The 25,201-nt window shown below is 72.8% G+C and carries 22 protein-coding genes; 7 read left to right on the top strand and 15 right to left on the bottom strand.

Translation table 11 applies throughout. The features are described 5' to 3' along the window. Positions 1-39: 39 nt before the first annotated feature. Positions 40-1,386 carry a class II 3-deoxy-7-phosphoheptulonate synthase gene (locus tag ABZ565_RS28310; protein WP_361032852.1) on the bottom strand — a complete coding sequence of 449 codons (1,347 nt, stop codon included), beginning with the start codon at positions 1,384-1,386 and terminating at the stop codon, positions 40-42. Between the two features lie 168 nt (positions 1,387-1,554). On the opposite strand from ABZ565_RS28310, the gene ABZ565_RS28305 reads away from it, so the two are divergent. The 3 genes from ABZ565_RS28305 (at position 1,555) to ABZ565_RS28295 (ending at position 6,451) form a co-directional block, all read left to right on the top strand. Then, positions 1,555-4,335, top strand: a complete 2,781-nt coding sequence (locus ABZ565_RS28305; RefSeq protein ID WP_361032739.1) for an N-acetylmuramoyl-L-alanine amidase — start codon at positions 1,555-1,557, stop codon at positions 4,333-4,335. 93 nt (positions 4,336-4,428) lie between these two features. Beyond that, positions 4,429-4,485: a trp operon leader peptide gene (locus ABZ565_RS28300; RefSeq protein ID WP_073968448.1), complete on the top strand. Its 57-nt coding sequence runs from the start codon at positions 4,429-4,431 to the stop codon at positions 4,483-4,485. A gap of 97 nt (positions 4,486-4,582) precedes the next feature. Further along, the gene (locus ABZ565_RS28295) at positions 4,583-6,451 is read left to right on the top strand and encodes an anthranilate synthase family protein (protein WP_361032736.1); all 1,869 of its coding nucleotides are present in this window, start codon (positions 4,583-4,585) and stop codon (positions 6,449-6,451) included. 9 nt (positions 6,452-6,460) lie between these two features. On the opposite strand, the gene ABZ565_RS28290 is transcribed toward ABZ565_RS28295, so the two are convergent. From ABZ565_RS28290 to ABZ565_RS28275, 4 genes are all read right to left on the bottom strand, one after another. Next, positions 6,461-7,465, bottom strand: a complete 1,005-nt coding sequence (locus tag ABZ565_RS28290; RefSeq protein ID WP_361032733.1) for a 2-hydroxyacid dehydrogenase — start codon at positions 7,463-7,465, stop codon at positions 6,461-6,463. Positions 7,466-7,536: 71 nt separating this feature from the next. Further along, positions 7,537-8,229 (bottom strand): response regulator transcription factor, encoded by a 693-nt coding sequence (locus tag ABZ565_RS28285; RefSeq protein ID WP_361032730.1) that lies wholly within the window; start codon positions 8,227-8,229, stop codon positions 7,537-7,539. Next, positions 8,226-9,458, bottom strand: coding sequence for a DUF5931 domain-containing protein (locus tag ABZ565_RS28280; RefSeq protein WP_361032727.1), 1,233 nt, complete (start codon positions 9,456-9,458; stop codon positions 8,226-8,228). Before ABZ565_RS28280 ends, ABZ565_RS28285 begins: the two co-directional genes overlap by 4 nt. Positions 9,459-9,496: 38 nt before the next feature. After that, the gene (locus ABZ565_RS28275) at positions 9,497-10,216 is read right to left on the bottom strand and encodes a lysophospholipid acyltransferase family protein (RefSeq protein ID WP_361032848.1); all 720 of its coding nucleotides are present in this window, start codon (positions 10,214-10,216) and stop codon (positions 9,497-9,499) included. A 238-nt stretch (positions 10,217-10,454) separates the two neighbouring features. Here ABZ565_RS28275 and ABZ565_RS28270 point away from each other — a divergent pair, with 238 nt between their 5' ends. Both ABZ565_RS28270 and ABZ565_RS28265 read left to right on the top strand, forming a co-directional pair. Then, positions 10,455-11,246: an alpha/beta fold hydrolase gene (locus tag ABZ565_RS28270; protein WP_361032724.1), complete on the top strand. Its 792-nt coding sequence runs from the start codon at positions 10,455-10,457 to the stop codon at positions 11,244-11,246. Further along, positions 11,239-11,910, top strand: coding sequence for a hypothetical protein (locus ABZ565_RS28265; protein ID WP_361032721.1), 672 nt, complete (start codon positions 11,239-11,241; stop codon positions 11,908-11,910). The genes ABZ565_RS28270 and ABZ565_RS28265 overlap by 8 nt, the downstream gene beginning before the upstream one ends. Here ABZ565_RS28265 and ABZ565_RS28260 read toward each other — a convergent pair. The 6 genes from ABZ565_RS28260 to ABZ565_RS28235 form a co-directional block, all read right to left on the bottom strand. After that, positions 11,907-12,671 (bottom strand): endonuclease/exonuclease/phosphatase family protein, encoded by a 765-nt coding sequence (locus ABZ565_RS28260; protein ID WP_361032718.1) that lies wholly within the window; start codon positions 12,669-12,671, stop codon positions 11,907-11,909. The two genes, ABZ565_RS28265 and ABZ565_RS28260, sit on opposite strands and share 4 nt — an antisense overlap. A 78-nt stretch (positions 12,672-12,749) precedes the next feature. Next, a complete protein-coding gene (locus ABZ565_RS28255) occupies positions 12,750-13,691 on the bottom strand; it encodes an ROK family glucokinase (protein WP_361032715.1) in 942 nt (313 codons plus the stop codon). 74 nt (positions 13,692-13,765) lie between these two features. Next, on the bottom strand, positions 13,766-14,224 hold the full coding sequence (locus ABZ565_RS28250) for a DUF5304 domain-containing protein (protein WP_361032712.1): 459 nt from the start codon (positions 14,222-14,224) through the stop codon (positions 13,766-13,768). Positions 14,225-14,307: 83 nt separating this feature from the next. Beyond that, entirely contained in the window at positions 14,308-15,516 is a 1,209-nt protein-coding gene (locus tag ABZ565_RS28245) for an ArsA-related P-loop ATPase (RefSeq protein ID WP_361032709.1), read from the bottom strand. Between the two features lie 4 nt (positions 15,517-15,520). Further along, complete coding sequence (locus ABZ565_RS28240; RefSeq protein ID WP_164398843.1) at positions 15,521-15,970, bottom strand: SRPBCC family protein; 450 nt, start codon at positions 15,968-15,970, stop codon at positions 15,521-15,523. A 117-nt stretch (positions 15,971-16,087) separates the two neighbouring features. Next, entirely contained in the window at positions 16,088-16,867 is a 780-nt protein-coding gene (locus tag ABZ565_RS28235; RefSeq protein WP_361032706.1) for a metallophosphoesterase, read from the bottom strand. Between the two features lie 265 nt (positions 16,868-17,132). On the opposite strand from ABZ565_RS28235, the gene ABZ565_RS28230 reads away from it, so the two are divergent. Next, positions 17,133-18,929, top strand: coding sequence for an AMP-dependent synthetase/ligase (locus tag ABZ565_RS28230; RefSeq protein WP_361032703.1), 1,797 nt, complete (start codon positions 17,133-17,135; stop codon positions 18,927-18,929). 57 nt (positions 18,930-18,986) lie between these two features. Here ABZ565_RS28230 and ABZ565_RS28225 read toward each other — a convergent pair whose 3' ends face one another. After that, the gene (locus ABZ565_RS28225; RefSeq protein ID WP_361032700.1) at positions 18,987-20,129 is read right to left on the bottom strand and encodes a glycosyltransferase family 4 protein; all 1,143 of its coding nucleotides are present in this window, start codon (positions 20,127-20,129) and stop codon (positions 18,987-18,989) included. Between the two features lie 107 nt (positions 20,130-20,236). On the opposite strand from ABZ565_RS28225, the gene ABZ565_RS28220 reads away from it, so the two are divergent. Beyond that, positions 20,237-21,502, top strand: coding sequence for a glycosyltransferase family 87 protein (locus ABZ565_RS28220; RefSeq protein ID WP_361032697.1), 1,266 nt, complete (start codon positions 20,237-20,239; stop codon positions 21,500-21,502). Here the strand turns inward: ABZ565_RS28220 and ABZ565_RS28215 are convergent. The 3 genes from ABZ565_RS28215 to ABZ565_RS28205 form a co-directional block, all read right to left on the bottom strand. Continuing rightward, entirely contained in the window at positions 21,459-22,700 is a 1,242-nt protein-coding gene (locus ABZ565_RS28215; RefSeq protein WP_361032694.1) for a hypothetical protein, read from the bottom strand. The genes ABZ565_RS28220 and ABZ565_RS28215 overlap by 44 nt on opposite strands. A gap of 28 nt (positions 22,701-22,728) precedes the next feature. Further along, positions 22,729-23,760, bottom strand: a complete 1,032-nt coding sequence (locus tag ABZ565_RS28210; RefSeq protein ID WP_361032691.1) for a C40 family peptidase — start codon at positions 23,758-23,760, stop codon at positions 22,729-22,731. Between the two features lie 237 nt (positions 23,761-23,997). After that, complete coding sequence (locus ABZ565_RS28205; RefSeq protein WP_361032688.1) at positions 23,998-25,023, bottom strand: NlpC/P60 family protein; 1,026 nt, start codon at positions 25,021-25,023, stop codon at positions 23,998-24,000. Positions 25,024-25,201 lie beyond the last annotated feature (178 nt).

The following is a 25,201-nucleotide window of genomic DNA, read 5'->3' as shown; positions in this document are numbered from 1 at the left end:
CCGTGCCCCACAGTCGTACGGTGCTGCCCGTCGCGGCCCTTACTGGTCGCGGTACATCTCGGCGACGAGGAAGGCCAGGTCGAGCGACTGGCTGCGGTTGAGCCGGGGGTCGCAGGCCGTCTCGTAGCGCTGGTGGAGGTCGTCCACGAAGATCTCGTGTCCGCCGCCGACGCACTCGGTGACGTCGTCGCCGGTCAGCTCGACGTGGATGCCGCCGGGGTGGGTGCCGAGACCCTTGTGCACCTCGAAGAAGCCCTTGACCTCGTCCAGGACGTCGTCGAAGCGGCGCGTCTTGTGGCCGGAGGCCGCCTCGAAGGTGTTGCCGTGCATCGGGTCGGTCACCCAGGCGACGGTGGCGCCGGAGGCGGTGACCTTCTCGACCAGCTCGGGCAGCTTGTCGCGGACCTTGTCGGCGCCCATCCGGACGATGAACGTCAGCCGGCCGGGCTCGCGCTCGGGGTCGAGGCGCTCGATGTAGCCCAGGGCCTCGTCGACGGTGGTCGTCGGGCCGAGCTTGATCCCGATCGGGTTGCGGACCCTGGAGGCGAACTCGATGTGCGCCCCGTCCATCTGGCGGGTCCGCTCACCGATCCACACCATGTGGCCCGAGGTGTCGTACAGGTGGCCGGTGCGCGAGTCGGTGCGGGTCAGCGCCGTCTCGTAGTCCAGCAGCAGGGCCTCGTGCGAGGCGTAGAACTCGACGGCCTTGAACTCGGCGGGGTCGGTGCCGCACGCCTTCATGAAGTTCAGCGCGTTGTCGATCTCGCGGGCCAGGGCCTCGTAGCGCTGGCCGGACGGGGACGACTTCACGAAGTCCTGGTTCCACGCGTGCACCTGGCGCAGGTCGGCGTAACCGCCGGTGGTGAAGGCGCGCACGAGGTTCAGCGTGGAGGCGGACGCGTGGTACATCCGCTTCAGCCGCTCCGGGTCGGGGACGCGCTCGGCCTCGGTGAAGGCGAAGCCGTTGACGGAGTCGCCCCGGTAGGTCGGCAGCGTCACGCCGTCGCGGGTCTCGGTCGGCTTGGAGCGCGGCTTGGAGTACTGGCCGGCGATCCGGCCGACCTTGACGACGGGCACGGAGGCCGCGTAGGTGAGGACGGCGCTCATCTGGAGCAGCGTCTTCAGCTTGGCGCGGATGTGCTCGGCCGACACGGCGTCGAATGCCTCGGCGCAGTCTCCGCCCTGCAACAGGAACGCCTCGCCCTTGGCGACGGCTCCCAAACGGGCACGCAGCTGGTCGCACTCGCCCGCGAAGACGAGCGGCGGATACGACGCGAGGTCCGCGAGTACATCGCGCAGAGCCTCGGAGTCGGGGTACTCGGGCTGCTGCGCCGCGGGAAGGTCTCGCCAGGTGTTGCCACCGGCGACGGAGGTATTGGCGTTCACGGTCACGGCGTCCACATTACGGGGTCGCGCCCTCTCCGTTTCCCGGTTGCCCAGTCACTGAGACGGACGTCTCGGCACGGTCGGTGCGGGGGCTGTCCGGGCGGCCTGCTAGCCTCACGGCTTTCGACGTAGAACAACGTTGAACAAGTGGACACCGAGGGCGGGGACTTGAAGCGGAACCACCGTAAGGACCTCAAGAAGAGACGGCTGCTGATCGGCGCCGGCGCCGCCGTGGTCGCGACCGCGACGATCGGCACCCTGGCCATGGCCTCGCAGGACCCGGACACGGGGAACGCCAAGGCCGCTCCGCCGTCCGCCGTGCTCCAGGCCCAGTTCGAGGACGCGGCCCGTGAGTTCGACGTGCCCCAGAGCGTGCTGATGGCGGTCTCGTACCGGCAGACGCGCTGGGAGAGCCACGACGGCGAGCCGAGCACGACCGGTGCGTACAACGTCATGGGGCTGACCAGCGTGGCGGCCGGGGACGTGGAGCAGCCGGACGACAAGGAACGTCTGGCGCACATGAACATGAGCGGCCGGCCGGATATCGAGAAGACCTTCGACGCCGCGAAGGCGCTGCGCGACCTGCCGAAGAAGACGGTCGACACCTCCGACCCCCGGCTGCACACGCTGGACAAGGCCGCCGGGCTGATCGACACGGACACGACGTCGGTACGCGACGACACCGAGGACAGCATCCGCGCGGGCGCGGCCCTGCTCGCCGAGTACCAGCGCGACGCGAAGGGCTCCCTGTCCGACGACGCCTCGCAGTGGTATCCGGCGGTGGCCCGGTTCAGCCAGTCACCGGACAAGAAGGGCGCCGACCTCTTCGCGAAGCGCGTCTTCGATTCGATCCGTACGGGCGAGAGCGCGGTCACCCAGGACGGCCAGCAGGTCTCGCTGCCCGCCGACCCGTCCGTCCAGCCGGTCAAGCCGGCGAACGTGCCGCTGGCCGCGTCCTTCGCGAGCACCGCCGCGACGCCCACCCCGGAGTGCCCGTCCGGTCTGAACTGCAACTTCGTGCAGGCCAAGACGTCGAGTACGGGCCAGCGCAGCTACACCCCGGCCGTGCGCCCCGACCAGGGCGTCGACATCCGGCGGATCGTGATCCACGACACCGAGGGCGACTACGCGAGCTCGCTCGCCACACTCACCAGCCCGAGCGCGGCCGCGAGCGCGAACTACCTGGTCCGCGCCTCGGACGGGCTGGTCACGCAGATGGTCGAGAACAAGGACCTGGCGTGGCACGCGGGCAACTGGTCGCTCAACATGCACTCGATCGGCGTGGAGCACGAGGGCTACGCGATCAAGGAGGGCAGCTGGTACAGCGAGTCGCAGTACGAGTCGACCGCGGCCCTGGTGAAGTTCCTGGCCGACAAGTACGGCATCCCGCTCGACCGTGAGCACATCATCGGCCACGACGAGGTGCCCGTCTTCCTGGACGGGAAGTCCAAGGACACCCACTGGGACCCGGGACCGTTCTGGGACTGGAACCACTTCATGGGCCTGATGGGCGCCCCGACGGGCGCGGGCGGCGCCGGCGGCCCGGTCAAGGCGGGACAGCTGGTGCGCGTGGTGCCGCCGTTCACCACGGCCAACCAGCCGAAGCTGACGTACGGCACCAAGGCGGTCACCAAGCAGCCGGCGAACTTCGGCTACCTGTACACCTCGCCGTCCACCAGCGCGTCCACGCTGACCGACCCCTACTTCTCCGCGCTGTGGAGCGAGGGCTCCAACTGGGGCAACAAGGTCCGCGCGGGCGACACGTACGTCGTCGCCGAGGCGAAGGCCGACTGGACGGCGATCTGGTACGCCGGGAAGAAGGCGTGGTTCTCCAACCCGGGCGGCCAGTACACCGTGCCGCTCGCCGCGGCCCCGCGCGTGGTGAAGGCCAAGGCCGGGGTGAGCCCCCGGATCTACGGGCGCTCCTACCCGGAGACCGCCGCCTATGAGGCCGCGGGCCTGGAGGCCCCCACGGACAACCCGGACTACCTGACGAAGTACACGCTGCCCGCGGGCCAGGGCTACGCGCTGGCCGGCTCCGAGGTGAAGGGCGACGACTGGTTCGGCTCCGCCCAGAAGGACGTCATCGGCTCCACCTCCTACCTGCCGATCCGGTACAACCACCGGCTGGCATGGGTGAAGGCGAGCGACGTCGAGACCTCCACCAGCGTGGCCCCGGTCTCCGCGACCGACCGCTACAACATGATCGGCCGCGACAGCGCCGGCCGTATCTGGCAGTACCAGGGCACCGGCAGCGCCTCCTCCCCGTACTACCGCCGCTACCAGGCGGGTTACGGCTGGGGCAGCTACACGGCGCTCACCGCGATGACCGCGCTGCGCGCGGACGGTACGGGCGACTTCGTGGCCCGCGACAAGGACGGCGTCCTCTGGTACTACCGGGGCAGCGGCAACCCGGACAAGCCGTACATGGCCCGGCTCAAGGTCGGCAGCGGCTGGAACCAGTACAACAGCCTCAACGGCATGCGCGACCTCGACGGTGACGGCAAGGCCGACCTGATCGCCCGCAACAGCTCCGGCGCGATCTATTTCTACAAGGGCACCGGCGAGCCGTCGAAGCCCTTCGCGCCCAAGGCCCAGATCGGCACGGGCTGGCAGATCTACAACGCGATCGTCTCCACCGGCGACCTGAACGGCGACGGCAAGGCGGACTTCGTGGCCCGGGACAAGGCCGGGGTCCTGTGGATCTACACCGGCACCGGCTCGGCCGCCAAGCCGTACGACAAGCGGGTCGAGATCGGTTCGGGCTGGGGCAAGTACAAGCTGCTGCTCGGCCCGAGCGACCTCGACCGCGACGGCCGGGGCGACCTGGTCGGCGTGGACTCGGCCGGCGATTTCTGGTTCTACCACTCCACCGGCAAGGTGACGGCCCCGTTCGCGACGAAGTCGCAGGTCGGGGACGGCTGGCAGATCTACGACCTCCTGTTCTAGCCGACAGGACGTGCTGTGCGCGCGGGGCCCTTTCCCATCCGTCCGGATGGGAAAGGGCCCTGCGGTCGTCGGGCGTGGGTTAGGGTACGGGGCATGTTCGCGCACTCGACCCGTAACTGGTGGTGGACCGCTCATCCGGCGGCCCGCTGATCGCGCGTACACACTGACGCAGAGGCCGCCCGAGGGGCGGCCTTTTCCGTGTCCACGGGCCGTTCCTCCCAGCTGATTCCCTGGAAGGAACCGACCCATGAGCTTCGACCGACTCCTGCGCGACGACTGCCCGCCGTTCGCCCTGCTGCGCCGCCGCACCCCCGGCCACGACCACGACACCGTCGAGGTGCTGATCGGCCGGGTGCACGAGGCCGATCGGCTCGCCGACGTCCCCGTCGGCGAGCGGCCGTCGCTGGCGCTGGTGCCGTTCCGGCAGATCGCGGAGCGCGGGTTCGACGTACGCGACGACGGCACACCGCTGTCGGTCCTGGTCGCGGACGAGACGTACACGATGCCCCTGGACGAGGCGCTGGCGGCGCTCCCCCGCCATGAAGTCCGCGTGGACGACGGAGAGTTCGACGTCAGCGACGAGGAGTACGCCGGCACCGTACGCCGGGTGATCGAGGACGAGATCGGCCGGGGCGAGGGCGCGAACTTCGTGATCCGGCGGACGTTCCGGGGGCGGATCGACGGGTTCGGCCGGGCGGACGCGCTGGCCCTGTTCCGGCGGCTGCTGGCGGGCGAGCGAGGGGCGTACTGGACGTTCGTCGTGCACACGGGGGAGAGAACGCTGGTCGGCGCAAGCCCCGAGGTGCATGTGCGGATGTCCGGCGGGACCGTCGTGATGAACCCGATCAGCGGCACCTACCGCTATCCCGCCGAGGGGCCCACCCCCGAGAGCCTGCTCGCCTTCCTCGGGGACCGCAAGGAGACCGAGGAGCTCTCCATGGTGGTGGACGAGGAGCTGAAGATGATGTGCACGGTCGGCGACATGGGCGGGGTGGTGATCGGCCCGCGGCTGAAGGAGATGGCCCATCTCGCGCACACCGAGTACGAGTTGCGCGGACGCTCCTCACTGGACGTGCGGGAGGTGCTGAAGGAGACGATGTTCGCGGCGACCGTCACCGGCTCCCCCGTGCAGAACGCCTGCCGGGTCATCGAGCGGTACGAGGCCGGCGGGCGCGGCTACTACGCGGGCGCGCTGGCCCTGCTGCGCCGGGAGGCCGACGGCACCCAGACCCTGGACTCGCCGATCCTGATCCGGACCGCCGACATCGACGCGGACGGCACGCTGCGGGTGCCGGTCGGGGCGACCCTGGTACGCCACTCCGACCCGGAGAGCGAGGTCGCCGAGACCCACGCCAAGGCCGCCGGGGTCCTGGCCGCCCTCGGCGTGCGCCCGGCCCGCCCGGAGGCGGAGCGGGAGCGGCCCCGGCTGGCCGCCGACCCCCGGGTGCGGGAGGCCCTGGACGCCCGGCGGGACGGGCTCGCCCCGTTCTGGCTGCGGATGCAGGAGCGCGCCGCCGACCGCACCGGCCATGCGCTGGTGGTGGACGGTGAGGACACGTTCACCGCGATGCTCGGGCACCTGCTGCGCGCCTCGGGGCTCGACGTCACCGTGCGCCGCTACGACGAGCCGGGGCTGCGCGAGGCGGTGCGGGCGCACGAGGGGCCCGTGGTCCTGGGCCCCGGCCCGGGGAATCCGGCGGACGCGGCCGACCCGAAGATGCGGCTGCTGCGCGCGATGGCCGCCGAGCTGGTGCGGGAGCACCGGCACGGGCTGCTCGGGGTGTGCCTCGGCCATGAGCTGATCGCGGCGGAACTGGGCCTGGAGATCGTTCGCAAGGCGGTGCCGTACCAGGGGGCGCAGACCCGGATCGACCTGTTCGGGCGGCCCGAGACGGTCGGCTTCTACAACAGCTTCACCGCGCGCTGCGACGACGCCGGGGCGGCGGAGCTTGCGGCGCACGGCATCGAGGCGAGCCGGGACGAGGTGTCCGGGGAGCTGCACGCGCTGCGCGGGGCCGGGTTCGCCTCGGTGCAGTTCCACCCGGAGTCGGTGCTGACGCTGCGCGGTGCGGCGATCGTGTCCGAGCTGCTGGCGGGGCTGCCGGTGCGCGGCTGAGGCGCGGGGTCAGGTCCCGGGGCGGGCCGGGACCAGGACGTTGTCGCCGTGGCGGCCGGCCAGGTAGTCGCCGACGTTCTCGACGGTGGCGTCGATGATCTGGCCGACCGCGTCCTCGGTGTAGTACGCCTGGTGCGAGGTGACGATGACGTTCGGGAAGGTGACGAGCCGGGCCAGGGTGTCGTCGTCCACGCCCTCCAGGGACTTGTCCAGGAAGAACAGCCCGGCCTCCGCCTCGTACACGTCGAGTCCGACGCCGAGGAAGCGACCTGCGCGCAACTCGCCGACCAGGGCCGAGGTGTCGATGAGGCCGCCCCGGCTGGAGTTGACCAGGATCGCGTCGTCCTTCATCAGCGCGAGGGCGTCCTTGTCGATGAGGTGGTGCGTCGACGGGAGCAGCGGTACGTGCAGGCTGACCAGGTCGGCCTCCGCGAGCAGCTGCTCCTTGTCGACGTACCGCATGCCCAGCTCGGCGCAGGCCGGGTTCTCGGCGACGTCCCAGCCGAGCAGCTTCATGCCGAAGCCGTGGGCGATCCGGGTGAACGCCTCGCCGATCTTGCCGGTGCCGATGACGCCCGCGGTGCGGCCGTGCATGTCGCGGCCGAGGAGCCCGTCGAGGCGGAAGTCGAAGTCGCGGGTGCGGCCGGCGGCCCGGATCACCCGGCGGTTGGCCGCCATGGCCAGGGTCCAGGCGAACTCCGCGACCGAGTACGGCGAGTAGTACGAGACGCGGGCGACGCGGAGGGCCAGGCGCTCGGCGACGTCCAGGTCGATGTTGTTGAAGCCGGTGGAGCGCTGGGCGATCATCTGGGTGCCGCCGGCCGCGAGGGTCTGCAGGACCGCGCCGCCCAGGTCGGCGTTGACGCTGGTGGAGATGATCTCGTAGCCCGCCGCGATGGGGGCGGTGTCCCGGTTCAGGAAGACGTCCAGGCAGCGGACTTCGTGCTTCCCGGCGAACGCCTTCTCGATCAGCGGCTTCTCGTCGGACTGCACTCCGAAGGCCAGGATCTCCACGACGTCTCCCCTGTCTGGGTGCTGGGCGGCCGGTCCTCGCGAATATACGGCGGCGGGCCCCGCCGCGCCGCTCAGGCGTCGTCGAGCCCGCGCTCTATGGCGTACCGCACCAGCTCCACCCGGTTGTGCAGCTGGAGCTTGCCCAGGGTGTTCTGGACGTGGTTCTGCACGGTCCGGTGCGAGATGACGAGCCGTTCCGCGATCTGCTTGTACGAGAGCCCCTTGGCCACGAGCCGCAGCACCTCGGTCTCCCGGTCGGTCAGCTCAGGGGCCTTCGGCTCGTCGGAGGCGGCCGGCGCGGGCTCCGAGGCCAGCCTGCGGTACTCGCCGAGGACCAGGCCGGCCAGGCCCGGGGTGAATACGGCGTCGCCGGCGGCGGTGCGGCGGACGGCGTCGGTCAGCTCCTGGGTGCTCGCCGACTTCATCAGGTAGCCGGTGGCGCCGGACTTGACCGCCTCCAGGACGTCGGCGTGCTCGCCGCTGGCGGAGAGCACGAGGACCCGCAGTCCGGGCTGGGTGCCGACGAGCTCCTTGCAGACCTGTACCCCGGGCATGCCGGGCAGATTCAGGTCGAGGACCAGGACGTCCGGGGTGACGGCACCGGCCCGGCGGACGGCCTGGGGCCCGTCGCCGGCGGTGGCCACCACGTCGAAGCCGGCCTCGGTGAGGTCGCGGGCCACGGCGTCGCGCCACATCGGGTGGTCGTCCACCACCATCACTCTGATCGCCCGCTGCCCGGTGCCCTCTTCGTGTGTCGCGCTCATCGGACCGAACCCGCCTTCCCCCGTGAAACCTTCGGGACCTTCAATTCGACCTCGGTGCCCTGGCCGGGCACCGAGATCAGCTCTGCCGTACCGCCCAGATCGCGCAGCCGGCCGCGGATCGACAGGGCGACCCCGAGCCGCCCCTCCCCCTCGGCCTGCGCGAGCCGCCCCTCGGGGATGCCGGGCCCGTCGTCCCGGACCGTGACGATGACCTCGTCCGGCCAGTCCTCCAGCAGGATCCACGCCTGGGCGCCCTCGCCCGCGTGCACCCGGACATTGTCCAGGGCGGCGCCGACCGCCGCCGCCAGTTCCGCCGCCGCGGCGGACGGCAGCAGCACCGGGGCGCCGGGCTCCGCGAAGCTGGTCCGGGAGCCGGCGTGCGGGGCGAGCAGGGTCCGCAGATCGGTCTCGCCGCCGTCCCCCGCGCCCGGTTCGTCGTCGTCCGTCTCGACGGTCCGGACGACGGCGCCCTCGGAGGCGTCCTCGGAGAGCCGGGTGGGCGGCACGAGGCCGCTGGAGACCAGGGTGCGCAGGGCGACCTCCTGCTCCCCGGCCATCCGGCCGAGCTCCGCCGCCTCGCCGCCGAGCGCGGCGCCGCGCCGCTGCACCATGGCGAGGACCTGGAGCACGCCGTCGTGGATGTCCCGGGCGAGGCGTTCGCGTTCGCGGGTGGCCGCCTCGATCTCCAGGGCGCGGGCGAGGGTGCGCTCACTGGCCCGGGCGACCTCCACCACGTAACCGATGGCGATGGAGGCGACCCAGACCAGCATCACGTTGTGCAGGGTGTCGCGGCTGGGCTCGCCGCGCTCGATGAGGTTGGCGACGGCGACCAGGCTGGAGGCGAAGCCCGCCCAGCGCCAGCCGCCCTTGATCGCGAAGGCGAGGACGGAACCGGCGGTCCAGATGGACGGCAGGGTCGGCCCGTCGACGTGCTGCGCCTGGAAGTCGGCGAGCGGGGTGACCACGATCCCGATGAGGGCGATGGCCAGGTCCGCGCCCAGGAAGCGCCGGGTGCAGGCGGCGGCGCTGCCCACCTTCGGCAGCGTGGCGAGCGTCCAGAGCGCCATCAGCGACAGGAAGGTGATCGCGATCCAGGGCCGCTCGTAGTCGTGCCGGGCGAAGGCGGCGAGCAGGACCGCGTAGAGCATCGTCAGCACGCGGTACGCCGTCAGGGCGCGCCACAGCGGCTGCTCCACCGACATCCGGACCACGCGTACGCGTTTGACCATGCTGTTCTCCCCCGTCCCCCGGCGGACCGCCGCGCCGCTCAGGCGCTGTCGTCGTCCGTCTTCTTCGCCGCCTCGGACCGGCGCCTGGCCTCGTCGGCGATCTGCCGCTTGGCGGCGGTCGCGTAGATGTCGACGTACTCCTGGCCCGAGAGCTTCATGATCTCGTACATCACCTCGTCGGTGACCGAGCGCAGGATGAAACGGTCGCCGTCCATGCCGTGGTAGCGGCTGAAGTCGAGCGGCTTGCCGATCCGGATGCCGGGGCGCATCAGCTTGGGGATCACCTGGCCGGGCGGCTGGATCTTCTCCGTGTCGATCATCGCGACGGGGATGACCGGCGCACCGGTGGCCAGGGCGACGCGGGCCAGCCCGCCGGGCTTGCCCCGGTAGAGCCGGCCGTCGGGCGACCGGGTGCCCTCGGGGTAGATGCCGAAGAGGCCGCCGCTCTCGACGACCTGGATGCCCGCCCGGATCGCCGCCTCGCCGGCGCCGCGCGCGCCGGAGCGGTCGACGGGGAGCTGGCCGACGCCCTTGAAGAAGGCGGCGGTGAGCTTGCCCTTCACACCGGGCGCGGTGAAGTACTCGGCCTTCGCGATGAAGGTCACCTTCCGGTCCAGGACGGCCGGCAGGAAGAAGGAGTCGGAGAACGACAGGTGGTTGCTGGCGAGGATCGCGGGCCCGCGCGCGGGGATGTTCTCCAGGCCCTCCACCCACGGCCTGAAGGCGAGCTTCAGCGACCCGCCGATGGAGAACTTCATAGCGCCGTAGATCAACTCGGATGCCTCCTGTGTGCTGTCCGACAGACCTTAACCCGCCGTGTCCCCCTTCCTCCCGCCTGGCGCGGGCGGGTGTCCGCGGCCCAGGCCGGTGACGGCCCTGGTCGGTGTCGGTCCGGTCGCGTACGGTGAAGTAATCCTCGCGCGTCCCGTACACCCTTCCGAACCCCTTCCCGCTCCCCGCTCGCTCCTCCGCGAGCCTCATGAACAGGAGTCCCCGGTGCCGGTCCTTCCCGGAGCCGAGCCGTTCCGCCACGAGGGCGGAGAGGTCGGCGTCCTCCTCTGTCACGGATTCACCGGTTCCCCGCAGTCGCTGCGCCCCTGGGCCGGATATCTGGCCGAGCGCGGCCTCACGGTCTCGCTGCCGCTGCTCCCCGGGCACGGCACGCGCTGGCAGGACATGCAGGTGACCGGCTGGCAGGACTGGTACGCGGAGGTGGACCGGGAGCTCCGCGGGCTGCTGGAGCGCTGCGCGCGGGTGTTCGTCTTCGGGCTCTCGATGGGCGGTGCGCTGGCGCTGCGGCTGGCCGCGAAGCACGGGGACGCGGTCAGCGGTCTGGTGCTCGTCAATCCGGCCAACAAGGTGCACGGCCTCGCGGCGCACGCGCTGCCGGTGGTCCGTCATCTGGTGCCGACGACGAAGGGCCTGGTCAGCGACATCGCCCTGGAGGGCGTCGCGGAGGTGGGCTACGACCGGGTGCCGCTGCACGCGGCGCACTCGGTGCGCCGGTTCTTCCGGCTGGTCGACGGCGATCTGCCCCAGGTCACCCAGCCGCTCCTGCTGCTGCACAGCCCGCAGGACCATGTCGTGCCGCCCGCCGACTCGGCGCGCATCCTGAGCCGCGTCTCCTCGACGGACGTCCGGGAGGTCCTGCTGGAACAGAGCTACCACGTGGCGACGTTGGACCATGATGCGAAGCGGATCTTCGACGAGAGTCATGCGTTCATCGGCCGCCTCGCTCCGAGCGAGAAGGATCAGGGCGGGAAGAAGGGGAGCACGTCCGGTGGCTGAGCACGACGCGGAGCGCGCGGGCAGCGAGGAGGAGCGCGAGCCGTTCCCCGTGGAGGGGGCGGCCGTCGCCGACGACGACGGGAAGGGCACTCCGCCCGACGCACCGGCAGGTGCGGGAGACGGACCGCTGGACGAGGAGGCCGTCTGGCGGGCCATCGTGGAGGGGTACGGGGAGGAGCCGCCGGACCCGCCGGGCGCGCGGCCCTTCCGGTCCGTCGAGGATCTGGTGCTGCCGGACGACGGTCCGCTGACCGCCCCGGCCGCGGACAAGGGGCTCGGCAAGCGGCCGCCCAAGCCGAAGCCGGAGGCGGACCGGCCGATCGGCGGCTCCGTGGTCTTCGCGCCGGGCGTGGGCCCGCGCGACTACGAGCCGGCCGGCCCGGACGTCCCCGCCACGGGCGGCGGGGACGACGACGAGGGCCACTTCGTGCCGCCGGAGCCGCCGCCGCTGCCGGAGGCCGACGTCACGGCGAAGTTCGCCTGGCTCGCGGTGGTCGGCGGGCCGGTGCTGATGCTGCTCGCCGTGCTGCTCTCCTGGGAGATGACCTGGTGGCTGACGACGGTCTGCGTCGGCGGCTTCCTGGGCGGCTTCGTGACGCTGGTGGCGCGGATGGACTCCGACGACGACGGTGACGACGACCCGGGCCGGGGTGCGGTGGTCTAGGCCCGGTCGGCTGCCGCCGGTACCCGGAGCGCGGCCAGGACCGGGCGGTGGTCGGTCGCCGCCCGCAGGTCGGCCTCCCGCACGCCGGGCAGCCCGTCCGGGACCCCGCAGCCCAGGACCTCGACGCCGGCGGTGGCGAAGACGGCGTCGATCCGGCGGCGCGGTTCGTGCGCGGGGAAGGTGTACGCCCCACCCTGCGGCTTGGTCTCCCAGCAGTCCTGGTAGCGTCCGGCGAGACGCCGGAAGGCCCGCCCGCTCGGTACGTCGTTGAGGTCACCGGCGACGACGGCGTGTGCCACGCCCAGCGCGTCCACGGTCTCCATCAGCCGCTCCGCCTGGGCCAGCCGCTCCTGCCGCTGGAGGCTCAGGTGGCAGCTGACCACGCCGATCCGGGCGCCCGCGAACCGGACCACGGCGGTGGCGAAGCCTCGGCGGTAAAGGCCCGGGGTGCGCGGCAGCAGGATGTCCTCGGTGCGCTCGACGGTGGCGCGCAGCGAGCACAACAGCAGCGGCCCGGCGGCGGTGGCGCCCCCGCCGAGGACCACCAGATCAGTGGCGGCGGCGAGCCGGGCGGCGTACTTGCGCCAGCGGAAGAAGCGCGGCGCCTCCTGGACGAGGACCAGGTCGGGTGCGCAGGCGCGGATGACCCGGGCGAGGGCGGCGTTGTCGTCGCGCATCGAGCGGATGTTGTAGCTGAGCACGCGGATGACGGCCGAGCCGTCCGGCTCGGTGCACGAATCGGGCAGCGACATCGTGGCCATGCCCTCACGATACGGCGGACGCCCGCCGCTCCCCGAGGGGGCGCGACGGGCGTCCGGTGTTTCCGTGTGCGGGTGGGCTCAGCCCTGGCGGGCCAGGTCCGCGGCACCCACGAGCCCTGCCTTGCCGCCGAGTTGGGCGGCGAGCACCTGGGCGTGCGGGCGCCACTCGCCGCCGATCAGCCAGCGCCGGAACGACTTGCGGATGGGGTCGAGGACGAGCTCGCCCTCGTCCGAGACGCCGCCGCCGACGATGAAGGCCGACGGGTCGAACAGCGAGGCCAGGTCGGCGAGTCCGGCGCCGGCCCAGCGGGCCAGCTCGCGGAACGAGTCGACGGCCACCGGGCAGCCCTGGCGGGCGGCCTCGCTGATGTGCTTGCCCTCGATGCCGTCGACGGTGCCGTCGCCGAGCGCCAGCAGGATCGTGGCGTTCTCCGGGGTGGCGTTGGCGCGCTGCTTCGCGTACCGCACGAGGGCGCGGCCGGAGGCGTACTGCTCCCAGCAGCCCTGGCTGCCGCAGCCGCAGAGCAGACCGTCCGGGACGACCCGGATGTGGCCGAACTCGGCGGCCACGCCGAAGCGTCCGCGGCGCAGCTTGTTGCCGATGATGATGCCCCCGCCGAGGCCGGTGCCCAGCGTGATGCAGATGACGTCGTCGTGGCCCTGGCCGGCCCCGAAGCGGTATTCGCCCCAGGCGGCGGCGTTGGCGTCGTTCTCCACGACCACGGGGAGGCCGACGCGCTGCTCGACCTTGTCCTTCAGCGGCTCGTGGCGCCAGTTGATGTTGGGCGCGAACAGCACGGTGGCCCGCTTGTCGTCCACGTATCCGGCCGCGCCGATGCCGACCGCCTCGACCGCGTGCCCCTCGCTGGCGCCGGACACCGCCGCCGCGATCGCGTCCACGATGCCTTCGGCCGTCGGCGGGGTCGACACCTTGAAGGTCGAGAGGATCCGTCCCTCTTCGTCGACCACTCCAGCCGCGATCTTCGTGCCGCCGATATCGACGCCGATGGTGAGTCCCATGAATCCCTCAGTTCCGGTCGAGCCCCGCTGAGGCAACCGTACCCGAGGCCGGGCCCCCTCCTGTCCGGCGCCGGTCAGTCCAGGTCGATGTGTTCGCCGGCGCCGGACCCCTCGTCGCGGGGCCCTTCGGGGCCGTCGGCCTTCTTTTCGGTGCCCGCGGGGTCCCCCGCCCCCCGGGTCCAGCGGCCTTCCTGACCCTGGACCGCGGAGCGGTAGGCGGCGAGCAGTTCGTTACCGGCCGCCGCGATGTGATCGAAAACGTCTGGATTGCGCTCGATCACGGGCTCCACGGCCGCCTTGGCCTGCTGGATGACCTGCTGGACGGCGCCCTGCGCGGCCATCCCGAGGAGCGGCGCCTGGAAGGAGCCGAGCTTGTCGGCCACCGCGTCCACCAGCTTGCGCAGTTCCTCGGCGGCGGAGCCGGACGGCGGCCCGTGGGCGGCGCGGCGGCGGGCCTGCTCGGCGGCGAGGTCCTCGGCGCACGCGTCGGCCCAGGCGTCCTCGTCGGCGGGGCGATCGGTGGCTTCGCTCATGGCGGACTCCTGGGGGCATCGTGGCCGGCGGCCCGGCATACCGGACACGTACCTTCGACGGTACCCGAACGGTGGTGGGCCGTTCAGCCCGTCCGGGGCCAGAGCGCGGGATCGGGCGTGAAGCGGACCCGCAGCACGCCGTCGGTGAGGGCCGCGCCGGAGACGGTGCATCGGCGCAGGGCGGGCTCCAGGGGCACGATGCGGTGGAACGGGCCGACGGTCAGGAGGAGTTCGCCGCCGCGCCGGACGAGCTGGAGGTCCTTCTTGACGGCGCCGGGGAGCCGCAGGCACCAGACCAGTATCCCGTCGCCCTCGGGCCCGCCGGCCTCCTCGGTCCACCAGGGGCCCGGGGCCCGGCCGCCCTCCTCGCCGATGCCGGGCACGGCGAGCGCGGCACTCTCGCCGTCCTCGCCGGCCAGGGCCAGGAGGTCGTCGGGGCCCAGCGGGTCGCGCCCGAGGTGCGCGATCCGGACCGGGGCCGCCCCCTCGTCCGCCCAGTGGCCGAGGGACTTCTCCTGCTGGGCGGCGAGCGCGGCGAAGAACGGGTCCGGGGAGTGGCCGGGCAGCATCCGGTTGGCGACCGAGGCCTCGGTGCGCAGCCCGTGCAGGGCGAGGCCGGTACGGGCGGTGCGCAGGGCCTCGTCGGCGGCGGGTCCCGGCTCGGCGACGAGCCGGAGGGTGGTGGCCCGGTCCTCGATCAGCGCCTGGACCTGGGCCAGCTCGGCGTCGCGCCGGGCGGCGGCCTCGTACAGCCACTGGGCGGGCATGGGCACACCGGCCAGCTGGGCGAGCATCGGGCGCAGGGCCCGGGCGGCCTGGCGCTCCTGGGGCAGCAGCCGGCGCAGGTAGCGGCGCAGCTGCTCGGGCAGGGCGAGCAGGCGGAGGGCGTCGCGCAGGGGCGGGAGGTCCACGACGAGGAGGTCGTACGCCTCGGCGGACCAGTCGCCGTGGGCGGCGCGGCGCAGGGCGTGGAGCAGGGCGAGTTCGCCGCTGCCGGGGAGTTCGGTCAGCTCCTCGCCGTCCAGCGGGTTGCCGCCGAGCAGTTCGAGGACGGACGACAACTCCTCCTGGAGGGCGAGGAGTTCGCCCCGGAAGTGGGCGGCGGAGTCGATCCGGACGGACCGGAGCCCGGCGGTGACCGGGGTGGGGGCCGGGGCGTCGGGGAAGCCGGGTATCGGGTCGGCGGAGATCAGCAGGGTGCGGGCGCCGTCGCGGGCCGCGGCGAGCGCGGTGGCCGCCGCGACGGTCGTACGGCCTGCTCCGCCGGGTCCGGTGACCAGGACCGTACGCACGCGCTCAGCCCTTCGGGACGGACTCGACGCGCTTCTTGAGGCCGGCCAGGGCGCGGTCGATGATGACCTTCTCCGCCTTGCGCTTGATCATGCCGAGCATGGGGATCTTGACGTCGACGGTCAGCCGGTAGGTGACCTCGGTGCGGTCGCCGGCGCCGAGGGGCGCGAGCGCGTAGGAGCCGTCGATCGCGCGGAGCATCTGGGACTTGACCAGGGTCCAGCTGACCTCGTAGTCGCCGATCCAGGTGTAGGCGAGGGTGTGGTCGTCCTTGATCGCGCCGGCGTCCAGGACGAGGCGGACCTTCTCGGCGCGGCCGTGCTCGTCGGTGCCGAGGACCTCGGCCTCCTTGACCTCGCCGGTCCACTCCGGGTAGCGCTCGAAGTCGGCGATCACACCCATGACGTCGGCCGGCGCCGCCTCGATCGTGATGCTCGAGCTGGTGTGTTCAGCCATCGCTGTGGCCCTCCAGTGCGGTGTACCGGTCCGTCGGCAGGAGCCTGCCGCCAGAAGGCTATCGCGTGCGCCCGGCGGCCCGTCCCAGGGTCCGGTCCGCGATGTCGGGGCGTCCGCTCACCACTCCAGGGCCCAGGGCCGGCCGGTGGAGGCGAAATGGCCGACGTTCACGCACTCGGTGGCGCCGATCCGCATCCGGCGGGCCAGCGGCTGGTGGACGTGGCCGAAGAGGGAGTAGCGGGGGCGGGTGCGGCGGATGGCGTCGAGCAGGGCCCGGCTGCCGCGCTCGAAGCGGCGCGCCACGGTGTCGTAGACCAGCTCGGGCACCTCGGGCGGGATGTGGGTGCAGAGCACGTCGACCTCGCCGACCGCCTCGATCTTGGCGGCGTACTCCTCGTCGTCGATCTCGTACGGGGTGCGCATCGGCGTACGCAGCCCGCCGCCGACGAAGCCGAAGACGCGGCCGCCGATCTCGACGCGCTCGCCGTCCAGGACGGTGGTGCCGGGGGCGGCGTACTCGGGCCACAGGGCGGGGATGTCGACGTTGCCGTAGGTGGCGTACGTCGGGGTGGGCAGCGCGGCGAACATCTCGGCGTACTGCCTGCGGACCGCCTCGGTGATCGCGGCGTTCCGGTCCCTTCCCAGCCACAGCTGCCGGCCGAAGGCGCGGGCCTCGTCGAAGCGGCGGGCGGTGCGCAGGGCGACGATGCGGTCGGCGTTCTCGACGCCGAAGAGGTCGGGGAAGATGCCGCGCGAGTGGTCGGCGTAGTCGAGGAAGAGGACCAGGTCACCGAGGCAGATCAGGGCGTCGGCACCGTCCCCGGCGCGGGCCAGGGCCTCGGTGTTGCCGTGTACATCGCTGACCACATGGACGCGGGTGTTCGCTCCTGCTCGCATGAAAACACCCTAGGGCCTGCGCGAAGGCCCCGGACCTGCGGTTACTTCCTGGTGCGTGTAGGGGTGGACTACTGTGCGCGAAAGGACGTCCCGATATGTGTGACGCATAAGACATCTGGCCGGAACCCCCTATCCGGAACCGAGTACTGGTGGGTAACGTCCGGGCAGTCCAGTCGTGCTCACCCCACTGAGCACCCGCCATCTTGGACCGCGCCGGTGCGTCACACAGAGCCGTGGCACCGGAGCCCGATGAGGAGCAGCAGTCTTGCGCGAGTTCAGCCTTCCGGCCCTGTACGAGGTCCCCTCGGACGGCAACCTGACGGATCTCATCCGCCGCAATGCCGCTCAGCATCCCGATGTCGCGGTGATGAGCCGCAAAGTGGCGGGCGTCTGGACGGACGTCACCGCCGTGCGGTTCCTGGCCGAGGTCCGGTCGGCCGCCAAGGGCCTGATCGCGGCGGGCGTCGAGCCCGGCGACCGGGTGGCCCTGATGTCGCGCACCCGGTACGAGTGGGTGCTGCTGGACTTCGCGATCTGGAGCGCGGGCGCGGTCACCGTGCCGGTGTACGAGACCAGTTCGCCCGAGCAGGTGCAGTGGATCCTCGGTGACTCGGGGGCCGTCGCGGTCCTGGTGGAGAGCGACGCGCACGCCGCCGCCGTCGCCTCCGTGCGCGACCGGCTCCCCGGCCTGCGTCACGTCTGGCAGATCGAGAAGGGCGCCGTCGACACGCTCCGGGCCCAGGGCGAAGGGGTCTCCGAGGAGACCGTGGACCTGCGCAGCGCCGCGGCCAAGGCGGACGACCCGGCCACCATCGTCTACACCTCGGGCACCACGGGCCGCCCCAAGGGCTGCGTGCTGACGCACCGCAGCTTCTTCGCGGAGTGCGGCAACGTGGTGGAGCGCCTCAAGCCCCTCTTCCGTACCGGCGAGTGCTCGGTCCTGCTCTTCCTGCCGGCCGCCCACGTCTTCGGACGGCTGGTCGAGGTCGCCTCGGTGATGGCGCCGATCAAGCTCGGCTGCGTCCCGGACATCAAGAACCTCACCGATGAGCTGGCGGCGTTCCGCCCGACGCTGATCCTCGGCGTTCCGCGCGTCTTCGAGAAGGTCTACAACGCGGCGCGCGCCAAGGCGCAGGCCGACGGCAAGGGCAAGGTCTTCGACAAGGCCGCCGACACGGCGATCGCCTACAGCCGTGCGCTGGGTACCCCGCAGGGCCCCTCGCTGGGCCTGAAGTTCCGCCACAAGGTCTTCGACCGCCTCGTCTACGGCAAGCTGCGCGCGGTGCTCGGCGGGCGCGGCGAGCACGCGATCTCCGGCGGCGCCCCGCTCGGCGAGCGGCTGGGCCACTTCTACCGGGGCATCGGCTTCACCGTCCTGGAGGGCTACGGCCTGACCGAGTCCTGCGCGGCCACCGCCTTCAACCCCTGGGACCGGCAGAAGATCGGCACGGTCGGCCAGCCGCTGCCCGGTTCCGTGGTGCGCATCGCGGACGACGGCGAGGTGCTGCTCCACGGCGAGCACCTGTTCTCCGGCTACTGGAACAACGAGGCGGCGACGGCCGAGGCGCTGGCGGACGGCTGGTTCCACACCGGGGACATCGGCACGCTGGACGAGGACGGCTACCTCGCGATCACCGGCCGCAAGAAGGAGATCATCGTCACGGCCGGCGGCAAGAACGTCGCCCCCGCCGTCATCGAGGACCGCATCCGCGGCCACGCCCTGGTGGCGGAGTGCATGGTGGTCGGCGACGGGCGGCCCTTCGTGGGCGCGCTGGTGACGCTGGACGAGGAGTTCCTGGGCCGCTGGGCCGAGGAGCACGGCAAGCCGGCCGGCTCGACCGCGCTGTCGCTGCGCGACGACCCGGAGCTGCTGGCCGAGGTGCAGCGCGCGGTGGACGACGGCAACGCGGCGGTCTCCAAGGCCGAGTCCGTACGCAAGTTCCGCATCCTGGGCGCCCAGTTCACCGAGGAGGCCGGCCACATCACGCCCTCGCTGAAGCTGAAGCGGAACGTGGTGGCGAAGGACTTCGCGGACGAGGTGGAGTCGATCTACCGCTCGTGAGGCGTACGTGGACGAGGGGGCCCGCACCGCTGTGGTGCGGGCCCCCTCGTCCACGTATCAGAGCAGTTCCCTCAGCCGCTCCGCCAGCAGGTCCCAGCGCCACTTCTCCTCGACCCAGGCCCGGCCCCGCTCCCCCATGCGCCGCCGCAGCTCCGCGTCGCCCAGCAGCGCGCTGATCCGCTCCGCCGCGTCGCCGGGCTCGCCGCCGCGCACGACCCAGCCGGTCTCGCCGTCGAGCACCGCGTCCGGGGCGCCGCCGGAGTCACCGGCCACCACCGGCAGCCCGGTCGCGGACGCCTCCAGGTAGACGATGCCCAGGCCCTCCACGTCGAGGCCGCCGCGCCGGGTCCGGCAGGGCATCGCGAAGACGTCCCCGGCCCCGTAGTGCGCGGGCAGCTCCGACCAGGGCACCGGCCCGGTGAACCGCACGGAGTCCGCCACACCGGTGCGCGCGGCCAGCTTGCGCAGGTCGTCCTCGTAGGGCCCGCCGCCCACGATGAGCAGGACCGCGTCCGGCTGTTCGGCCAGGATCGCGGGCATCGCGAGGATCAGGGTGTCCTGGCCCTTGCGGGGCACCAGCCGGGACACGCAGACCACGACGGGCCGCTCGGTGAGCCTGAGCCGGGCCCGTACCTCGTCGCCGCCGGAGTCCGGGCGGAACGTCTTCTCGTCCACGCCCGGCGGCAGCTGCACCATGCGGCGGGCGGCGGCCGGGGTGAGCGCGGCGGCGATCCGGGAGCGGGTGTACTCGCCGAGGTAGGTCAGCGTGTCGGTGCCCTCGCCGATCCGGCGCAGCAGCTGCCGGGACGCGGGCAGCTGCGCCCAGGCCGCCTCGTGGCCGTGCGTCGTGGCGACGAGCCGCCGGGCGCCCGCCTCGCGCAGCGCGGGGCCCATCAGGCCGAGCGGGGCGGCGGCGCCGAACCAGACGGACGAGCAGCCGTGCGCGCGCAGCAGCTCCGTGGCGCGCCGGGTCACGCGCGGGGTCGGCAGCAGCATCGTCGTACGGTCGCGGACGACGGTGAAGGGCTGCTCGGCGTCGAAGGCGGCGGTGGCGGCCGCGCCCTCGGCCCCGCGCTTCCAGGTGGAGGCGTAGACGACGACCCGGTCGGGGTCGAGCCGCAGCGCCATGTTGTGCAGGAACGCCTGGATGCCTCCCGGGCGGGGCGGGAAGTCGTTGGTCACGATCAAGGTCTTGTCCATCGCCGCCGACAGTACCGGCCCCGGCGGCCGTGCCTGATGGCCCGCGCACAGGGCGTACGGGCATCATGGCTGTTTCGTACGGCGTACAGGACGGGTGAGGGCAGGTCATGACGGGTTCCAGCGGCACGCGTCCGGCGGCCTTCGCGGTGTGGGCGCTCACCAGGGCGGTGCTGCTGCTCTGGGTGACCAAGGTGCTCACCCCGCCCGGGCTCGACGTGACGAGCGACGTGTCGGTGATCTACCACGGCTGGTCCGAGGTGCTGCGCTCCGGCACCTACCCGGAGTCCGACGTCACCTGGCAGTACCCGCCGGTGGCGGCCCTGGCCGTCCTCTCCCCCGCCCTGCTGCCGTTCCTGGACTACGCCACGGCCTTCTTCGTGCTGGCGTTCCTGTGCGACGCGCTGGTCCTGGGAATGCTGCTGCGCGCGAGCGACGGTCCGGGGCGCCGGGCGGCCGGGGTGTGGGTGTGGGTGGCGGGCGTGCCGCTGCTCGGCACGACCGCGTACGCCCGGTACGACGTGATGGTGACGGCCGTGGCGGTGGCGGCGCTGCTGGCCGGGCTGCGGCACCCCCGGGTGCTGGGGGCGCTGGCCGCGTTCGGGGCGCTGCTGAAGGTGTGGCCGGCGCTGCTGCTGGCCGGGACGGCCCGGGGGCGCGCGACCCGGCTGGCGTGGGCGACGGCGGCGGCGGTGGCGGCCGGGCTGCTGCTGGTGTGCGTGGCGGCGGCACCGGGCGCGCTGGCGTTCCTCGGCTTCCAGCGGGACCGGGGCACCGAGGTCGAGTCGCTGGGGGCGCTGGTCTTCCACGTGTGGCGGCAGTTCGGCTGGGAGGGCCGGGTGGAGCTGCACTACGGCTCGCTGGAGTTCCTGGGCCCGCACGTACCGCTGGTGAGCACCCTGGCGCTGGGGCTGAGCGTGGCCGCGTTCGGCTGGCTGCTGCTGTGGCGGCTGCGGGCGCGGACGTTCGGGGTGAGCACGCCGGCGGACGCGGCGTTCACGGCAGTGCTGCTGTTCACCACGACGAGCCGGGTGATCAGCCCGCAGTACATGCTGTGGCTGATCGGCCTCGCGGCGGTGTGCCTGGTGCTGCGGGAGAGCCGGATGGGGTGGCCGGCCGTACTGGTGGTGGCGGCCACGGGTGTGACGCAGCTGGAATTCCCGATCGGTTTCGTCCATGTGGTGACGAGCGACGCGCAGGGCCTGACGCTGATGTTCCTGCGCAACGGGCTGCTGGTCGCCGCGTGTGTGCTGGCGGCGGCGCGGCTGTGGCGGGACACGGTACGAGCCCCGGGGCGTGAGGCGGTGCGGGAGGCGGTGGCCGAGTCCGTGCTCAGCCGAGCCGGTCGCGCAGATACACCCGCCAGCGCGCCGTGAAGTCCTGCGGGGTTGTGCCCAGCACCTCGTGCAGGGCGTCCTCGACCGCGCCGTCGCGCCCGTGGTGGGCGCCGACGGCCCGGTAGAAGGCGAACAGCTTCTCCTCGCCCCAGCGGTCGGCGATCAGCTCGCAGGCCAGCCAGCCGCCCTCGTACGCCTTCGCCAGCCCGTCCGCCTCCCCCGCGAAGGCGAAGTCCTCGTCCTCGGGCAGCGCGGCCGGCACGTCACCGGCCCGGACCGCGTCGGCCAGCTCGGGGGCGATCTCCTCGGCGGTGCGGTCCTGGTCCCGGTAGGCCGCCCAGTCCGCGAAGCCCTCGGAGAGCCAGGTCGGGGTGGCGGACGACGTCTGCTTCCGGGTGGCCACATGGGTGGTCTCGTGGGTGAGGACGACGCGCTGCCCGAAGCCCCCGAGCAGGGCGTACGCCTCCGGGTTGACGATCACCCGGTCGGCGGGGGCCTTCCCGGTGCCGCCGGTCTCGCCGGTGGTGACGGCCGCTATGCCCTTGTAGTTCGAGGCGGGCGACCCGAGCAGCCGGCCCATCTCCGTCACGCTGTCCGGCACCAGCACCACCACGCGCCCCGCCCATCGCTCCGGCCAGGCGGCGGAGACCGCGGGCACCGCCTCGTCCGCCGTCGCCGCGATCGCGTCCAGCTCGTCCCGGGAGCGGCCGACGCCCAGGACCAGGCTGTGCCTGCCGTGCACCACCTCCACGTCGCCCTGCTCCCACAGCTGCCCGGCGCCGCCGTCGGCGGCCCGGTCCGCGGTGACGTACCAGCGGCCGTCCGCCGGGTCGCGGGCCAGGTCCACGACCCGGTCGACGGAGACCGGGGCGCTGTCGTAGCCCGCGATCCGGTAGCCGAGCGTGACGTCGGCGGTGACCCGGTCCGCCCCGTGCGGGGTGAGGTGGGTCAGCCGGTACGTCCAGGAGCCGAGCGGCACGTCCGCCAGCCGGGCGATCTCCCGGCGCTGGGCGGTGCGCAGCGCGGTGGCATCCGGGTCGACGGCGGCGGCGTAGGCGGCCGGGTCGTGGTGCAGCACGGCGGCGGCGCGCCCGTCCAGGGTGGCGCGGACGCCCCGGGAGGTGCTGTCGGGCGCCCGGTCGGCCGGGGCGGAGCAGCCGGAGGCGCACAGCAGCGCGGCGAGCACGGCACCCGCCGCCCGCCGCCGCCCGCCACCTATGCGCACCCGTTCGACCACACGACGAGCGTACGGGCTGTCGCCGGGGTCAGACCCGGGTGACCGAGGAGACGGGCATCATGCCGACGGGGTCGTAGCGGACCGGGGCGCCCGGGTACGGGGCGTGGATGACCTGGCCGTTCCCGACGTACATCGCGATGTGGCTCGCGTCCGCCCGGTAGGCGACGAGGTCGCCGGGGCGGGCCTCGGAGAGCGGCACCATGCGGCCGGCGTACCGCTGGGCCTGCGAGGTCCGGGGCAGGCTCACCCCGGCCTGGGCCCAGGCCCACTGCATCAGCCCGGAGCAGTCGAACCCGGAGGGCCCGTTGGCGCCCCACACGTAGGGCCGGCCGAGCGCCTGCTGTGCGGCCAGGACGGCCGCGGCGGCGCGGGACGAGCCCGCGGGGAGCCCGGCCAGGAGCCCGGCGCCCGGGTCGCGGCCGTCGCGCGAGGCGCGGGCCAGGGCGGCCCGCTCGGAGGCCGGCAGAGACTTCAGCAGCTGCCTGGCCCGGGCGAGCTTGCGTTCGACGGTCCGCTTGTGGCGGCTGACGGCTTCCCGGCCGCGCTCCAGGCCGGCCAGCGAGCGGGCGGCCTCGGCCCGGGTCTGGGCGAGCGCCCGCTGGGCCCTGCGGAGTTCGGCGAGGGCGGCGGCCCGGTGGGCGTCGGCCATGGTGACGGCGGCGGCCCGGTCGAGGTAGCTCTCGGGGTCCGAGGTGAGCAGCAGGGCCAGCGAGGGGTCGATGCCGCCCGCCCGGTACTCCGCCCGGGCCGCCGAGCCCAGCTCCTCGCGCATCCTATTGATGCGTTCCTGGCCCCGGGCGGCCCGGTCCTGGGCCCGGCTCACCTCGCCGCGCAGCCGGGTCACGTCCTCGCCGGCCCTGTTGTACTGCTCGGTGGCGCGCTCGGCCTCGGCGTAGAGGTGGTCGACGCGGGCCCCGGCGGACTGCGGGGTGTCGTGCGGCTCGGCGTGCGCGGTGGCGGCGCCGAGTGTCGCGGCCGCGGTCGCGGCCGCCGCCGTCAGGACAGTGGCCCGGGCACCGCGACCGGCTCCGGGCTGTGTGGAACGGCGATGGGATCCCACAGGACGCCGCACTCCCTTCCGCTGTACGCAGACGCGCGCGGCCCCTGCCGCCCGGACGGGCGGACCGACGTACGGGAGCCGCGGCAGCAGGCAGACAGTAGCCGTGTGATCACGGAGCGGACAAAGACGCGCCGGGCCGGTGGGGGCCACACACAGTGACGCCCCGCCGGTGACCTGTGGTCTCCGGCGGGGCGGGCGTCAGTACGGGGCGCGGGAATTCGCCCGTTCGGGCGCGGTTCAGATGCGCACGGCGGCGTAGATGCTGCCGATGGTGCTCATCGACTCGTAGCGCACGTAGGCGCCGGGGTACGGGGCGTGCAGGACCTGGCCGTTGCCCGCGTAGAGGCCGACGTGCTCGTTGCCGTTGAAGAAGACCAGGTCGCCGGGGGCCAGCTGGCTGACGCCGATCCGGTGGCCCTGGTTGACCTGGGTGTAGGTGGTGCGGGTGATGTTGACGCCGGCCTGGGCGTAGGCCCACATGGTCAGGCCCGAGCAGTCGAACGAGTTGGGTCCGGTGGCCGAGGGGACGTACGGCTTGCCCAGACGGGTGGCGGCGGCGTTGAGGGCGGCGGCTCCGAGACCGGAGGCGGGGGCCTCGCTGCCGAGGTCGACGCGGGTGCCCGCGTCGCGGCTGGCGCGGGCCTCGTCCTGGCGGATCTTCGCCTGCTCGGCCGCGGTGAGGGTGTTGAGCAGGCGGCGCGCCTCGGCGAGCTTCGCCTGCTGCTTCTTCTTCTTCTCACCGAGCGTCTTGCGGACGGAGGCGAGGTCGCTCAGCTTGTCCTGGGCCTCCTTGCGCTGCTGCGCGAGGGCCCGCTGCTTCTCCTGGACCTTCGACAGGGCCTCGGTCTGCTTGGCCGTCAACTGGTCGAGCGCGGACGCCTGGTCGAGGAAGCTGTCCGGGTCGGACGAGAGGAAGAGCTGGACGGAGGGGTCGATGCCTCCGGAGCGGTACTGCGCGGCGGCGAGGGAACCGAGGCCGGTGCGGAGCTGGTTGAGCTCCTCCTGCCCACGGGCCACCTTGTCCTGGATCGCGCTGATCTGCTTCTCGAGCTTTTCCTGCTTCTCCTTGGCCCCGTTGTACTGCTCGGTGGCCGCTCCGGCCTCGTGGTAGAGCTTGTCGACCTTCGCCTTGACCTCGTTCTTGGTCGGCTTGGGGTCGGCGTGAGCGGCCTGGGAGGACAGGGCGACGGCCGCGGCTGCGGTCGCGGTGAGCACGGTCACACGAGTGCGGCTCGGCTGCTTGGGACGACGGTGGGACGCCACGAAGGCGAGCTCCTTCTTCCTCGAGCCGCCTACCGGATCTGTGGGGGAAGAGATCCCCGGCTCCGTGCAACGTCACGGACTCGGCGGTTCCTTCGCCGCCACCCCGGGTGGGTGATCGACCGCGCGAAGGTTCGAGGCCCGACCTTAGTGACCATCTTGTGATCAGTTCAAATCCTCA

Source organism: Streptomyces sp. NPDC016469, assembly GCF_040632905.1.
Taxonomy (GTDB): domain Bacteria; phylum Actinomycetota; class Actinomycetes; order Streptomycetales; family Streptomycetaceae; genus Streptomyces.
This window is presented reverse-complemented; position numbering and strand designations above follow the sequence as displayed.